Annotated in this window: 13 protein-coding genes; 5 read left to right on the top strand and 8 right to left on the bottom strand. The window is 62.3% G+C overall.

What is annotated here, in order from left to right; translation table 11 throughout:
- Window positions 1-199 precede the first annotated feature (199 nt).
- Together Cth01_RS14895 and Cth01_RS14890 are read left to right on the top strand one after the other, a co-directional pair.
- Window positions 200-997 (top strand): DUF2189 domain-containing protein, encoded by a 798-nt coding sequence (locus tag Cth01_RS14895; RefSeq protein WP_045839580.1) that lies wholly within the window; start codon window positions 200-202, stop codon window positions 995-997.
- A 20-nt stretch (window positions 998-1,017) separates the two neighbouring features.
- The gene (locus Cth01_RS14890; protein ID WP_034409900.1) at window positions 1,018-1,236 is read left to right on the top strand and encodes a hypothetical protein; all 219 of its coding nucleotides are present in this window, start codon (window positions 1,018-1,020) and stop codon (window positions 1,234-1,236) included.
- 17 nt (window positions 1,237-1,253) lie between these two features.
- On the opposite strand, the gene Cth01_RS14885 is transcribed toward Cth01_RS14890, so the two are convergent.
- On the bottom strand, window positions 1,254-1,985 hold the full coding sequence (locus tag Cth01_RS14885; protein ID WP_045839579.1) for an arylesterase: 732 nt from the start codon (window positions 1,983-1,985) through the stop codon (window positions 1,254-1,256).
- Between Cth01_RS14885 and Cth01_RS14880 the strand changes: the two genes are divergently transcribed.
- A complete protein-coding gene (locus Cth01_RS14880; protein ID WP_003069470.1) occupies window positions 1,984-2,664 on the top strand; it encodes an ABC transporter ATP-binding protein in 681 nt (226 codons plus the stop codon). The genes Cth01_RS14885 and Cth01_RS14880 overlap by 2 nt on opposite strands.
- Before the next feature lie 100 nt (window positions 2,665-2,764).
- On the opposite strand, the gene sstT is transcribed toward Cth01_RS14880, so the two are convergent.
- Entirely contained in the window at window positions 2,765-3,997 is a 1,233-nt protein-coding gene (gene sstT / locus Cth01_RS14875) for a serine/threonine transporter SstT (RefSeq protein WP_045839578.1), read from the bottom strand.
- A 305-nt stretch (window positions 3,998-4,302) separates the two neighbouring features.
- Between sstT and rlmB the strand changes: the two genes are divergently transcribed.
- A complete protein-coding gene (gene rlmB / locus Cth01_RS14870; RefSeq protein WP_003069467.1) occupies window positions 4,303-5,073 on the top strand; it encodes a 23S rRNA (guanosine(2251)-2'-O)-methyltransferase RlmB in 771 nt (256 codons plus the stop codon).
- Between the two features lie 85 nt (window positions 5,074-5,158).
- Here rlmB and Cth01_RS14865 read toward each other — a convergent pair whose 3' ends face one another.
- Window positions 5,159-7,060, bottom strand: coding sequence for a hybrid sensor histidine kinase/response regulator (locus Cth01_RS14865; RefSeq protein ID WP_233425180.1), 1,902 nt, complete (start codon window positions 7,058-7,060; stop codon window positions 5,159-5,161).
- 130 nt (window positions 7,061-7,190) lie between these two features.
- Between Cth01_RS14865 and Cth01_RS14860 the strand changes: the two genes are divergently transcribed.
- Entirely contained in the window at window positions 7,191-7,964 is a 774-nt protein-coding gene (locus tag Cth01_RS14860) for an SIR2 family NAD-dependent protein deacylase (protein ID WP_045839576.1), read from the top strand.
- An 89-nt stretch (window positions 7,965-8,053) separates the two neighbouring features.
- On the opposite strand, the gene Cth01_RS14855 is transcribed toward Cth01_RS14860, so the two are convergent.
- The 5 genes from Cth01_RS14855 to hydA all read right to left on the bottom strand — a co-directional run bounded on the left by Cth01_RS14855 (window position 8,054) and on the right by hydA (window position 12,386).
- Window positions 8,054-8,653 (bottom strand): chromate transporter, encoded by a 600-nt coding sequence (locus Cth01_RS14855; RefSeq protein ID WP_045839575.1) that lies wholly within the window; start codon window positions 8,651-8,653, stop codon window positions 8,054-8,056.
- Entirely contained in the window at window positions 8,650-9,237 is a 588-nt protein-coding gene (locus Cth01_RS14850; RefSeq protein ID WP_045839574.1) for a chromate transporter, read from the bottom strand. The genes Cth01_RS14855 and Cth01_RS14850 overlap by 4 nt, the downstream gene beginning before the upstream one ends.
- A 158-nt stretch (window positions 9,238-9,395) precedes the next feature.
- Window positions 9,396-10,043, bottom strand: coding sequence for a GntR family transcriptional regulator (locus Cth01_RS14845; RefSeq protein ID WP_034377661.1), 648 nt, complete (start codon window positions 10,041-10,043; stop codon window positions 9,396-9,398).
- 142 nt (window positions 10,044-10,185) lie between these two features.
- On the bottom strand, window positions 10,186-10,932 hold the full coding sequence (locus Cth01_RS14840; protein WP_045839573.1) for an aspartate/glutamate racemase family protein: 747 nt from the start codon (window positions 10,930-10,932) through the stop codon (window positions 10,186-10,188).
- A gap of 20 nt (window positions 10,933-10,952) precedes the next feature.
- Entirely contained in the window at window positions 10,953-12,386 is a 1,434-nt protein-coding gene (gene hydA, locus Cth01_RS14835) for a dihydropyrimidinase (RefSeq protein WP_045839572.1), read from the bottom strand.
- Window positions 12,387-12,392 lie beyond the last annotated feature (6 nt).

The following is a 12,392-nucleotide window of genomic DNA, read 5'->3' as shown; positions in this document are numbered from 1 at the left end:
CGCTTGTCGAGAAGCGATTTCAATGCTTTTATTGACTGAAGTCAATAAAGGATGGGCGCTATAAGCTCTTGTTTTTATAGTGAAAACGCGGAGGCCGGCATGCGGGCTTTCCGCAATGCAGATTCGAGGTTGAGCGGGTAACTTGTTCCTGTCAGCTGCCGCCACCGAGGCGCGGTACGGGCGACAAGGAGGGTCTCGCATGCAAGCTTCCCCTGTTTCCGAGGTCAAGGCCGAGTCCGGCAATCTGCAGATTCTGCAACTGCGCTGGAGCGAGCCCTGGCAATGGCTGCTGCTGGGCCTTAGCGATGTGCGTCGCGCACCAATGATTGCGCTGTTCTACGGCCTGTGTTTCTGGGGCATGGCGCGTCTGATGGCCTGGGTGTTTCGCTCCAGCCCCGAATATCTGATGTCCATGGCCAGCGGCTGTCTGCTGGTAGGCCCCTTCCTGGCCATGGGTCTGTACTACGTCAGCAAGCAACTGGAGCAGGGCAAGCCCGTGCTGCTGTCGGAGTCGTTGACCTGCTGGGACAAGCATCTGGCCAGCATGGGCATGCTGGTCATGGTGCTGATGGTGCTGGAGATGCTCTGGGGGCGCGCCGCCATGGTGGTGTTCGCCATCTCGTTCGATACCGGCATGCCCAGTACGGCAACCCTGCTGCAGACCCTGCTGCGGCCCGAGAACTGGGAGTTCCTGCTGGGCTACACCGCGGTTGGCGGGATATTTGCTGCCTTGGTGTTTGCCTGCATGGTGGTTTCACTGCCCGCCATTCTCGATCTGGATACCGATGCCTTGACGGCTTGCATCACCAGCATGCGCGTGGTGGGTGCCAACACGGGTGTGATGCTGCTGTGGGGGCTGATCATCACCTTGTTGATCGCGGTCTCGCTGCTCTTCTACAGTGCAGGTCTGATCGTCATCGGACCGCTGCTGGGTTGTACCAGCTGGCATGCCTATAAAGCCAGCGTCCGCGCCGAAAGCAAGGAGGACCCTGCTTGAGGCGCAATGAGGGGGATGTCATGGAGTTCTGGAACTGGTTGAAAAAAGTCTTTACGCCCCAGCCAGGCGCTTCGGGCCACAGCACCGATTCGCAGCTGACTTGGACTTCGGCGAGCAGCCGCGAGGACGGCCGCGACGTCTTCAACGACAGCTATTTTTGCGGCTCGGGCAGCAACGAGAGTGCCTGCAGCTCGGACGGCGGCGACTCTGGCGGTGATGGTGGAGGCAGCGGCGACTGAGGCCGCGCGGCCGTCACTTATTTCAGCAATGGCCTGAGCTTGGGCCAGACATTGGCCAGCATCTGTGGCTGAGCCTGGGCATTGGGGTGAATGCGGTCGCTCTGAAACCACTGCTCGGCGTCCGCCGCATCGCCGATGCCCGACAGCAGAAACGGCACCAGCGGCAGCTTTTGCGCGTCGGCAATGCTCCTGAACATCTCGGCAAACTGCTCGGTATGTGCCGCTCCATAGTTGGGCGGTACCTGCATGCCCACCAGCAGCACCTGGGCCCCGGCCTCCTTGGCGGCCTTGATCATGACTTCCAGATTCTGCTGAGTGCTCTGCAGCGCCAGGCCGCGCAATGCGTCGTTGCCGCCCAACTCCAGAATCAAGATGCCCGGCTCATGCTGCCTGAGCAGCGACGCCAGGCGCGCTCTGCCGCCGGCCGTGGTCTCGCCGCTGATGCTGGCATTGACCACCTTGCGCGGGTTTTTTTCATCATTCATGCGCTGCTGCAGCAACTGCACCCAGCCCTTGCCGCGCGTCAGGCCGTATTCGGCGCTCAGAGAATCGCCAAGCACCAGCACCGGGCCGGGTTTTGCGCCGGGAGCGGCCTTGGCCGGTTCCTTGTTCCTGGCGGGCGATGAGGCCACTGCCGCATCGCAAGCCCCTGAAATGGCGAGCGACAGACCAACAGCGATACAGTGACGGCGCTGCAGTGCAAAGTGCTGGCTGCGACTCTTGACGTTTTTGCTATCCAATTGATTCATGTCCACAACTCTTGCCATTCCTTTGATTGCCGTTGAGCAACTGTCCAAATCGGTGAGCGATTCCACAGGCGTGCTGGATATTTTGCGGGATATCAATCTGAGTTTCACGGCCGGCGAAACCGTTGCCATTGTGGGTGCCTCCGGCTCGGGTAAAAGCACTTTGCTGTCGATTCTGGCCGGCCTCGATACCCCCAGCCGCGGCACGGTCCGTTTGCTGGGCCAGGATCTGTTTGCACTTAGCGAGGACGACAGGGCGGCGGTGCGGGCACAGAAGATGGGCTTTGTCTTCCAGAGCTTTCAGTTGCTGGGCAATCTCACGGCGCTGGAAAACGTCATGCTGCCGCTGGAGCTGGCGGGTCAGCGCGATGCGAGAGCAAGAGCTTCGCAGATGCTGGAGCGCGTGGGCCTGGGCCAGCGTCTCAATCACTATCCCCGGCTGATGTCGGGCGGCGAGCAGCAGCGCGTGGCCCTGGCGCGTGCTTTTGTGGTGGAGCCGGCCGTGCTGCTGGCCGACGAGCCCACCGGCAGCCTGGACTTCGCCACGGGCCAGACCATCATGGAGCTGATGTTTGCGCTCAATCGCGAGCGCGGCACGACTCTGATTCTGGTTACGCATGACCGCGAGATTGCGGCGCAATGTGATCGAAGCATCACCATAGAAGCCGGGCGCTCTGTCTGAAAAACCAAAAGGCCTGTGTGATCACAGGCCTTTTTGGGGATCTGGCGCTTATCAAATAAGCGCTTGCAGCTATCAAATCAGTAGATTCTGAGCTCAAGCCTCAGATGCGCGCGACTTCCAGTCCGGCCCTGCGCTCTGCGGCGCGGCAGGCGGCTGCGGTAAACAGCACGTCGGTCGAGGAATTGAGGGCTGTCTCGGTCGAATCCTGAATCACGCCGATCACATAGCCGACACCCACCACCTGCATGGCCACATCGTTGGGAATGTTGAACAGGCTGCAGGCCAGCGGAATCAGCAGCAGCGAGCCACCGGGTACGCCCGAGGCACCGCAGGCACAGACCGCAGAGACCACGCACAGCAATATGGCCGTGGGGATGTCCACCGAGATGTTGAGCGTATGGGCAGCGGCCAGTGTCAGCACGCTGATGGTGACGGCAGCGCCGGCCATATTGATGGTGGCGCCCAGCGGGATGGAGATGCTGTAGGTGTTCTCGTCGAGCCTGAGCTTCTGGGCCAAGGCCAGATTGACGGGAATGTTGGCTCCCGAGCTGCGCGTGAAGAAGGCGGTCACTGCGCTTTCGCGCAGGCAGGTCAGCACCAGCGGGTAGGGGTTGCGGCGAGTCTGTGTCCAGACAATGACTGGGTTGATCACCAATGCCACAAACACCATGCAGCCGACCAGCACGGCCAGCAGGTGGGCGTAGTCCTTGAGTGCTTCCAGCCCGCCGGAGGAGAAGGTGGCGACCACCAGGCCGAAGATGCCGAAGGGGGCCAGGCGAATCACGCCTTGAATCACGCGGGTGATGGCATGGCCAAAGTCCTCCACCATGGTGCGGGTGGTGGGCGTGGCGTGGCGTAGTGCCAAGCCCAGCGCGATAGCCCAGGCCAGAATGCCGATGTAGTTGGCGTTCAGCAGTGCATTGACGGGGTTGTCGAACAGGCTTTGGACGACGGTGCTCAGCACCTGGCTGATCTCGCCGGGTACGCTCTGGACTTTGGGCGCTTCACGAAAGTGAATCACCGAGGGAAAGAGCGCGCTGGCTGCAACGGCCATGCAGGCCGCCGCCAGCGTGCCGATGACGTACAGCCAGAGCACGGGCTTGATTTGCGTTTCCTGGCCGGGGCGGTGGCTGCTGACGGCCGCCATGACCAGCAGCAGCACCAGAACCGGAGCGACAGCCTTGAGCGCGGCAATGAACAAGCTGCCCAACAGGGAAACCGACTGGGCGGCGGCCGGCCACAGCCAGGCCACCAGGCCGCCCAGAATCAGGGCAATCAGAATCTGCAGCACCAGGCTGCTGCGGTTGAACCAATCGAGCAAGGCGTTGAGCATGCTGGGTATTCGTTATGGAATTGGAGGGGGATGCAAACACGTAGGCCTCCTCATGCCGGACATGAAGAGGCGATATGCGTGAATGCAGGGGCAGCAGGCTCAAGCCTGTTGCCAGTCGTTCTGGGTGGCAGTGGAGCTTCATGTGAAGACTCGCACTCGGAAAAAGCCATGCTGGTGCTGCTTATTGAGCCGGTGCCTTGCCCGTTGGGGGCGCAGTGTAGCGGCAATGGAAAACCTCAGCTGTCAGCCCAGACATGGCCCTGCGAGTCTCAGGTCTGCCGTAAACGCCGGGATAATGTGGCCCCATGTCGTCCCCCAAAGTTCTTTTCGGCTTTCACGCCGTAGGCGTGCGTCTGAAGACCGCCCCCCAATCCATCATCGAAGTCTATTTCGAGGCTTCGCGCCGCGATGCGCGCATGCGCCAGTTTCTGGAACGTGCCAAGGAAGCCGGGGTGCGTCTGATCGAGGCCGATGCCCTGCGCCTTGCCAAGCTCGCCGGCTCTCACGGCCATCAGGGCGTGGCTGCACGCGTGGAAGAAGTCAAGGACACGCGCACGCTCGACGAGCTGCTCGACGACCTGGAGGAGGAGGGGGTGAAGGCCCCGCTGCTGCTGGTGCTCGACGGTGTGACCGATCCGCACAACCTGGGGGCCTGCCTGCGTGTAGCCGATGGTGCCGGTGTGCATGCCGTGATCGCTCCCAAGGACCACGCGGCCGGCATCAACGCCACCGTGGCCAAGGTGGCCAGCGGCGCGGCCGAGACCGTGCCTTACTTCATGGTCACCAATCTGGCGCGCACGCTCAAGGAACTCAAGGAGCGCGGCATCTGGATCATCGGTACCAGCGGCGATGCCGACAAACATCTCTATCAGATGGATCTGACCGGCCCGACAGCGCTGGTGCTTGGGGCCGAGGGCGATGGCATGCGCCAGCTTACCCGCAAGACCTGCGATGCGCTGGTCAGCATCCCCATGCAGGGCGCGGTGGAAAGCCTGAATGTGTCGGTCGCCAGCGGGGTATGCCTGTATGAGGCGTTGCGCCAGCGTCTGGCAGCGGCCGTGGCGATCAAGGCCTGAGCCGGCTGGTCCGGCCGCTGAAAGCGAAAGCAAGGCGCGACCGCAAGAGCAGTGGCGCCTTTTTTTGCGGGCGGCCGAACCGTTCTCAGACGGCGGGCAGATCGGCTGGCGTCGTGCAGTCCGGATGCAGCATGCGCTGTACGGTGCGTGCCAGCTCGCCAATCTCCATCGGCTTGCTCAGCACCACGTAGCGGCATTCCTGGGCATGTGGCACTTCGGCCTCTTCGCTGCTGGTCATGAGGATGAGCGGAATGAGAACATGCTCCCGGGCCAGCTTTTCCTGCATTTTTGCGATGCTCAAGGCACCGGAAAACTCATCGGCGGCAATGATGAGATCCACCTTCATGCCGCTGTTGATATAGCGCAGCGCGACTTCGGGTAAATATGCGGTCACGACCTGATAGCCAAGTCCGTAGAGCACCTGGGCCATGGCATTGCGCGTGGCCAGATCGGGCTCGATGAGCAAAATCGTTTCCTGCCGGCCCGCTGGGGCCGAGGCTTGCGGGCTCTGCGGCACGACCGGTTGCGCGCGCGGAAAGTACAGGCTCACGATGGTTCCCAGGCCTGGAGTGCTTTCCACTTCGATCAGGCCCTGGACATGGTCCATGAAGTTCTTGACCATGGGCAGGCCCAGGCCCGCGCCCTTGCCTTCGGGCTTGGTGGTGAAGAACATGTCGAAGATGCGGGCCTTGATCTCTTCACTCATGCCCATGCCGTTGTCGGCCACGCTGATCATTACGTAGTCGCCCGCATGGCTGGCGCGCTTGAGCAGCACGTTCTCCGCTGTCAGCGTGATCTGGCCCTGCTCTTCGGTAGCATCACGCGCGTTGATGCAGAGATTGATCAGCGAGTTTTCGAAATACAGCTTGTCCACGCTGATGGGCCAGATGCAGCTCGCCATGTGCAGCTGCAGTTCAGCGTTCTGGCCGACGGCCTTGCTCAGCAGCGGCTCCAGATCCTGCACCAGTGCGCGGGGGTCGGCGGCAGCCAGCTGCATGGATTTGCGACTGCTGAACCCCGTCAGATGCGATGCCAGGCTGCCTGCTTTCTGGATGGTGTTGAGTATCACATCCACATGTTCGAGCTGCTCGGGCTCGCCCAGCTGTTTCTCCAGCATGCCGGCATGCAGGCCGGTGATGAAAAGCAGGTTCTTCATGTCATGCGCGACACCGGCAGACAACTGGTTCACCATGCCCATTTTCTGGGCTTGGGCGAGGTAGGTTTCGGCCTGATCCAGCGCCTGCTGCTTGAGTCTCAGCTGGTGGCTCAGCGTGGTGATCTGGTCGCGCAGCTGATTCTCGGATTGCCGGACGCTGTCTATGCCCAGGTTGGCGCCGACCCAGTAGAGAATCCTGCCCTGCGCATTCTTGACGGGAGACAGCGATGAAAAAAACCAGTGGAACTGTCCGTCATGGCGCTTGATGCGCAGCCGGTATCCCGTCGGCTTTTCGGTGATCAGGGCGCGCGACAGCCCGGTGTTGACGGTCGCCAGATCGTCGGGATGCACGATATCAATCCATATGCCTTCACGAAGACTCAGGAGGCGTACTTCCCGGTAGGCGTATTCATGCAGGGCCCGGTTGAGCCAGGTCACCTCTCCATGGGGTGTTGCAATCCAGACCTGGTAGGGCAGGTGGTCCAGAAAGTCCTCAAAGCGGTTGACATGCCCCAGCCCGAGTTCGTCATCGGGTTCACGAAACGAGGTTTCGGTCGGCAATACATAGCATTGCACCGCTTCTGCCGCGCCATTGCCTTGAATCGGCGAAAAATGCCAGAGCCCGGGGTGATCGGGCAAGTTTGCAGTCGCTTCCAGGCCTGTCTCCATGCACTGCCTGATAGCCAGCCTGGCTGTTTCCAGAATCTCGCGCTCGGGAATGCCGGGTGCCTGGCGACTGGGCTGCAGAAGGCGCTGCAATGCAGGATTGGCAAAGCGCAGTTCCAATGTCTGGATATCAACAAGACCCCATGCCAGTGCTGCAGGCGTCATGGCTTGCTGAAGTGCGAACAATTGGCCCGATTCGTTCATATGCTGGTGTGGTGCAATATCAGGCAAAGAAGAAGCTCCGCAGAGAAATTCAAGTATTCCACGTTGCAACTCGATTTTTGAGGTTATAGCCTTGGTTCAAGCACTTATTGACAATTCTTCGACGTCCTTGGGTGCGATTGCCTGCGTACGTCGCTGGCTGGGCGAGGCGCAGCGACTGGCCGTGCTGACCGGGGCAGGTGTCAGCGCCGAGTCGGGAGTGCCCACTTTCAGGGAGGATGCAGACGGGTATTGGTCCCAGTTCAAGCCCGAGGAAATGGCCAGCGAGTTGGGGTATCGCCGCGATCCGGCTCATGTCTGGCGCTGGTACGAGCACCGACGTGCGCTGGTTGCCAAGGTGACTCCCAATGAGGGGCACCTGGCGCTGGCGCGTTGGGCGCGACAGCATCCCGGTCGAATGACTCTCATCACGCAGAATGTGGATGGTCTGCACCAGCAGGCGGGCAGTGAAGATGTGCTGAGCCTGCATGGGGAGCTGAGCAGGAATCGCTGGCTGAATCGCCGTTGTGCGTTATGTGACCTGGAGCAGGCTGTCCCGGGCGAGCCGCCTCATTGCGCCGCCTGCGGCAATTTGCTGCGGCCTGCCGTCGTGTGGTTTGGCGAGTCTCTGCCCAGCCAGACCTGGGCCAGGGCGGAGCAGGCGGCAGAGCAATGTCAGCTGATGCTGGTGATCGGCACGTCGGGCGCAGTCTACCCGGCAGCAGGTCTGGCCAAGATCGCACGGCGCAACCGGGCGCGCGTGGCCATCATCAACCCCCATGCCAGCGAGCTGGACTCGGTGGCCGACCAGATGATCGCCATGCCATCGGCACAGGTGCTGCCCTTGCTGCTGGCTAGTCCCGAGTAGGCTGGCATTGGATTGCTGGCGGCTGTCTCAGTGAGGAGACTGCTTTGGCGGTTGACGCCGATCTTCCGACCCCGGGGGCGGTACTGCGTTTACACCCAGCCCAGCGCACCCAGCGCCGCGCCGGCAGCCAGCAGCCACAGCAGATGAATGCGTGTGCGCCATACCAGCAATGTGCATGCAAGGCTCAGCAGCCATAGCTTCCAGTCCCTGCCAGGGTTGCCGCTGGCGCTGCCCAGCAGCCAGCCTGTCGCCAGCAGCAGACCAATCACCAGCGGAGCCATGCCTTGCTTGAAGGCGCGCACGCCGCGTTTGTCCCGGTTGCGCTGACCCCAGCGCGAGGCCTGCCAGGTCAGCAGCGAGCTGGGCAGCAAAATGCCCACCATGCATACGGCAACTCCGAGTGCTCCCAGTCCCCAGGCCGCCGGGCCGGTGCCGCCTCCCGCATTCAGACCCACGTTCCAGCCCAGCAGGGCGATGAACAACACATTGGGGCCGGGGGCGGCCTGGGCAATGGCGATGGAACTGGTGAACTGGGTTTCCGACAGCCAGCGATTGCCGTCGACCAGATAGCGGTGCATATCGGGCGCGGCGGTGATGGCTCCACCCACGGCCATCAGCGACAGCGTCAGGAAATAGGCAAAAAGATGCAGCCAGTCCACGGTCTGCAGCTCGATCACCAGTGTGTTCATGCCAGCCTCCGGTAGGTTAGCACGCAGCCTGTTGCGCCCACCAGCAGCAAGGCCCAGAACAGCGGCAGGCGCAGCACGGCCACCAGCACAAAGGCGGCGATGGCCAGCCCTGCGCAATACCACTTGCCCAGCGGGTGCTTGCGCAGCGTGCCAGCCAGCTTCAGGCCCATGCCCGCCACCAGCCCTGCCGCCACGGCGCCCATGCCGCGCAGGGCTCCGGCCACGGCCGGGTTGGCCGCGAACTGGGTATAGACTAGGGTGAGGCTGATGACCACCAGCATGGGAAACGTCAGCATTCCGCACAACCCCACGATGGCGCCGCGCCAGCCGAAGTAGCGTTCGCCCAGCATGATGGAAAGATTCACCACATTGGGGCCGGGCATGATCTGCGCCACGGCCCAATCCTCCATGAACTCCTCATTGCTCAGCCATTGGCGTTTTTCGACCAGTTCGCGCTGCACCACGGCCAGCACACCGCCAAAGCCCTGCAAGGCCAGAAAGGTCAGCGACCAGAACAGTTCACGCAGATGGCGGGGGCGTGGCCGCTCGGCTTGCGGCAAGTACGGTGGGGCGGGTGAGCTCATCGGGCGGGTCTCAAGGCCTCAGGGCGAGAGTGATCGGGGTCAGCTATGAATGCTAATCCGGGTGCTTCTCTCCGTACGGACTCGAGCCATCTTCAGTAGAGAAGGGCGTATCGATCACTTTGATGGCTCCCGTTGCCGGATCGCGACGCCGGCGGTGATCAGAGGTCGCCCAGTATCTGTTCCAGATCTGCGTCGTCGGCATCGGCCTCCAGGCGCAGGCTGCCCTGTATGTGGTCCAGGTGGCTGAGCATCAGCTGCTCTGCCTGCTCGCCATTGCCCGCGACGATGGCATCGACCACGGCCTCGTGCTCGTCCACCAGACAGCAGGTGTTGACAGCCGATTCATACAGCGAGATCGTCAGGCAGGTCAACGTGGACAGTTCACGCATGCTGCGCAGCAGCGCGGAGTTGCCGGCCAGTTCGGCAAGCAGTACATGAAATTCGCCGGACAGGCGAACCGTGGCTCGCTTGTCGGAATTGGCTCGTGCTTCGCGCTCCTGCTTCAAATGGGTCTGCAGGCGACGGATCTTGCTGTTGTCCATGTTCAGGACGAGGCGACGCACAATGCCCGGCTCTATCAGTCGGCGCGCTTCGAAGACGTCCAGCGCCTGCTCGATGCTGGGTTTGGCGACAAAGGCTCCGCGCTGCGGGAACAGCTCCACCATCTGGTCGCGGGCCATGCGGGCAAGGACCTCGCGCACGCGAGCCCGGCTGGTGTTGAAGATATTGGCCAGCCTGTCTTCGCCGAGCTTGGTTCCCGGCAGCAGGCGGTGCTCATGGATGGCTGTGGCAATGCGGGCTGCCATTTCATCCACGGTAATTTCAGATCGAGATGTGTTGCTTCGATTGTTCACTTTTGTAGTGTTTTTTGTCGACATGCTGGTGAATTCTAGTGTCACACGGCATGTCGGCTTCGAACGTCCCGATTGAGGTTATCCCGCAGAGTGTTCAGGGCAGCTGCTTCAATAGCTGGGTGAGCCCCGGGGGGAGGTTCTTGAAGTCCTTGCGCGGTGGTTTGGCAAAACTGCCTGCGCGTGCCGCAGCGGGAGCCAGCGAGACCAGGCTCTGCGCATGGTTGACGGCGCTGGAGACGCCATCGACGGCTGGCACCGGCAAACTCTGCTTGATGGAGCGTGCCAGGCCCGCCAGCGGGGCGCCGGCAATGATCAGTACATCGGCGCCATCTTCGCTGACCGCTGCTTCGCACAAGGCCTGCAGGCGTGCTGCATGGTCATCCTGCACACTTCCGATATCTCGCAGAGGCTCGTCCAGGCAGCGAATGCTGGCCAGCCGGTCTATGAGTCCGTTGCGCTCGACCATATCTCGGTACCAGGCGGTAATGCGCCTGGAGATGGCAATGATCGAGAAGCGTTTGCCCAGCATGCAGGCGCTCATGAGTGCGGACTCGGTCATGCCCAGCACGGGAATGTCCAGAGCCTCGCGCAGGCCTTCGAGGCCCGGATCGCCAAAGGCCGCCAGGATGACGGCGTCATGTTGGTGCGCATGTTCGGCGGCCAGCTCGGCCACGGCGTAGGCGGCAATCATGGCCTCGAAGCGCGTTTCGATATAGGCCACCCCCATGGGAGCGGTCAGCATGGTGATTTCCGTGTCTGGCGCGGCGGCCAGCCTGGCCTCTTTCTCGATGAGCACGGTGACGCTCTCGGAGATATTGGGGTTGATGATGAGCAGTTTCATGGTGTGTTCGTGCTGAAGTTTCAGAAGCGGGCCTGGTGGCGCTTGGGCAGCAGTGTGGGCGCGCCGCGCTGCAGGAAGCGGCCGCTGCCGGCGCGGGCGTGGAATTGCTCGCCGTCCCAGACCACCTGTCCCGCAGACAGGGTGAGGCAGGGCCAGGCCTTGAGCTGCTGGCCTTCATAGGGCGTGTAGTCCACGTTGTGGTGCAGATCGCGGTTGCTGATGGCGCGTTCGCCTTCCTGCCAGACCACGAGGTCGGCATCGGCGCCGATGGCAATGCTGCCCTTGCGCGGATGCAGGCCGTAGACCTTGGCCGGGTTGGTGGAGGTCAGCTCCACGAAGCGGTTGAGTGTCATGCGGCCCGTCAGCACACCATGCGTGTAGAGCAGCGACAGGCGGGTCTCGATGCCAGGAATACCGTTGGGAATGTGACCAAAGGACACCTCCTCGCCATTGGGCTTCTTGCCTTCGGGTGAATCGTAGTTGAACGGCGCATGGTCCGAGGAGAACACGGTGAACAGGCCGTCGTTCAGCCCGTTCCAGATCACTTCCTGGTTGGCCTGATCGCGCGGCGGTGGGCTGCACACGCACTTGGCGCCCTGGTAGCTGTCGTCTATGCCCAGATCCTCGGCGCTGAGGAACAGGTATTGCGGGCAGGTTTCGGCCATGATGTTCATGCCGTGGGAGCGGGCCCAGCGGATCTGCTCCACGGCTTCGCGGCCCGACACGTGGACGATGAGAATGGGCACGTCGGCCAACTCGGACAGAGCAATGGCGCGGTGGGTGGCTTCGCGCTCCACCAGCATGGGGCGAGAGACCGCGTGGTAGCGCGGAGCGGAGCGGCCGCTGGCTTCCAGGCGCTTGGTCAGCCACTGGATGCAGTCGGCATTCTCGGCATGGATCATGGCGGTGGCGTCGTACTTGCGCGCCACGTCCAGCACGTCGAGGATCTGGCCGTCGTTGAGCTTCAGATCGTCATAGGTCATGTAGATCTTGAAGGAGGTATAGCCTTCGCGGATCAGCGCGGGCAGTTCGTTTTCCAGTACTTCGGGCGTGGGGTCGCTGACGATCATGTGGAAACCGTAGTCCACGTGGGCCTTGCCGTCGGCGCGGCGGTGGTAGTCCTCAACGGCCGCGCGCAGCGACTGGCCCTTGGCCTGGGCCGCGAACGGAATCACGGTGGTGGTGCCGCCGCAGGCCGCGGCGCGCGTGCCGCTGTCGAAGTTGTCGGCCATGCGCACCGGCGGTTCCATGGGTTGGTCCAGGTGGCAGTGGGCGTCGATGCCGCCGGGCGTGACCACGCGGCCGGCAGCGTCATATTCGCGGGCGCCGGCGGGCAGGTTGGCGCCCAGCTGGACAATCTTGCCGTCGCGGATGGCTATATCGGATTCAAAGATGTCGCTGGCGGTGGCAACGCGCGCATTGCGCACTACGAGATCAAATTCGCTGGATTTCATGCTGAA

Origin of the sequence: Comamonas thiooxydans, assembly GCF_000964545.1 — a bacterium.
GTDB lineage: Bacteria > Pseudomonadota > Gammaproteobacteria > Burkholderiales > Burkholderiaceae_C > Comamonas > Comamonas thiooxydans.
The sequence above is the reverse complement of the archived record's forward strand: the minus strand, read 5'-3'. Positions and strand labels throughout refer to the sequence as shown.

Excerpts from the sequence above, each read along its gene's own strand:
- Cth01_RS14895 (WP_045839580.1), top strand. The coding sequence starts at position 200 with ATGCAAGCTTCCCCTGTTTCCGAGGTCAAGGCCGAGTCCGGCAATCTG.
- Cth01_RS14890 (WP_034409900.1), top strand. The coding sequence starts at position 1,018 with ATGGAGTTCTGGAACTGGTTGAAAAAAGTCTTTACGCCCCAGCCAGGC.
- Cth01_RS14880 (WP_003069470.1), top strand. The coding sequence starts at position 1,984 with ATGTCCACAACTCTTGCCATTCCTTTGATTGCCGTTGAGCAACTGTCC.
- Cth01_RS14885 (WP_045839579.1), bottom strand. The coding sequence starts at position 1,985 with ATGAATCAATTGGATAGCAAAAACGTCAAGAGTCGCAGCCAGCACTTT.
- sstT (WP_045839578.1), bottom strand. The coding sequence starts at position 3,997 with ATGCTCAACGCCTTGCTCGATTGGTTCAACCGCAGCAGCCTGGTGCTG.
- rlmB (WP_003069467.1), top strand. The coding sequence starts at position 4,303 with ATGTCGTCCCCCAAAGTTCTTTTCGGCTTTCACGCCGTAGGCGTGCGT.
- Cth01_RS14865 (WP_233425180.1), bottom strand. The coding sequence starts at position 7,060 with ATGACGCCTGCAGCACTGGCATGGGGTCTTGTTGATATCCAGACATTG.
- Cth01_RS14855 (WP_045839575.1), bottom strand. The coding sequence starts at position 8,653 with ATGAACACACTGGTGATCGAGCTGCAGACCGTGGACTGGCTGCATCTT.
- Cth01_RS14850 (WP_045839574.1), bottom strand. The coding sequence starts at position 9,237 with ATGAGCTCACCCGCCCCACCGTACTTGCCGCAAGCCGAGCGGCCACGC.
- Cth01_RS14845 (WP_034377661.1), bottom strand. The coding sequence starts at position 10,043 with ATGGCAGCCCGCATTGCCACAGCCATCCATGAGCACCGCCTGCTGCCG.
- Cth01_RS14840 (WP_045839573.1), bottom strand. The coding sequence starts at position 10,932 with ATGAAACTGCTCATCATCAACCCCAATATCTCCGAGAGCGTCACCGTG.
- hydA (WP_045839572.1), bottom strand. The coding sequence starts at position 12,386 with ATGAAATCCAGCGAATTTGATCTCGTAGTGCGCAATGCGCGCGTTGCC.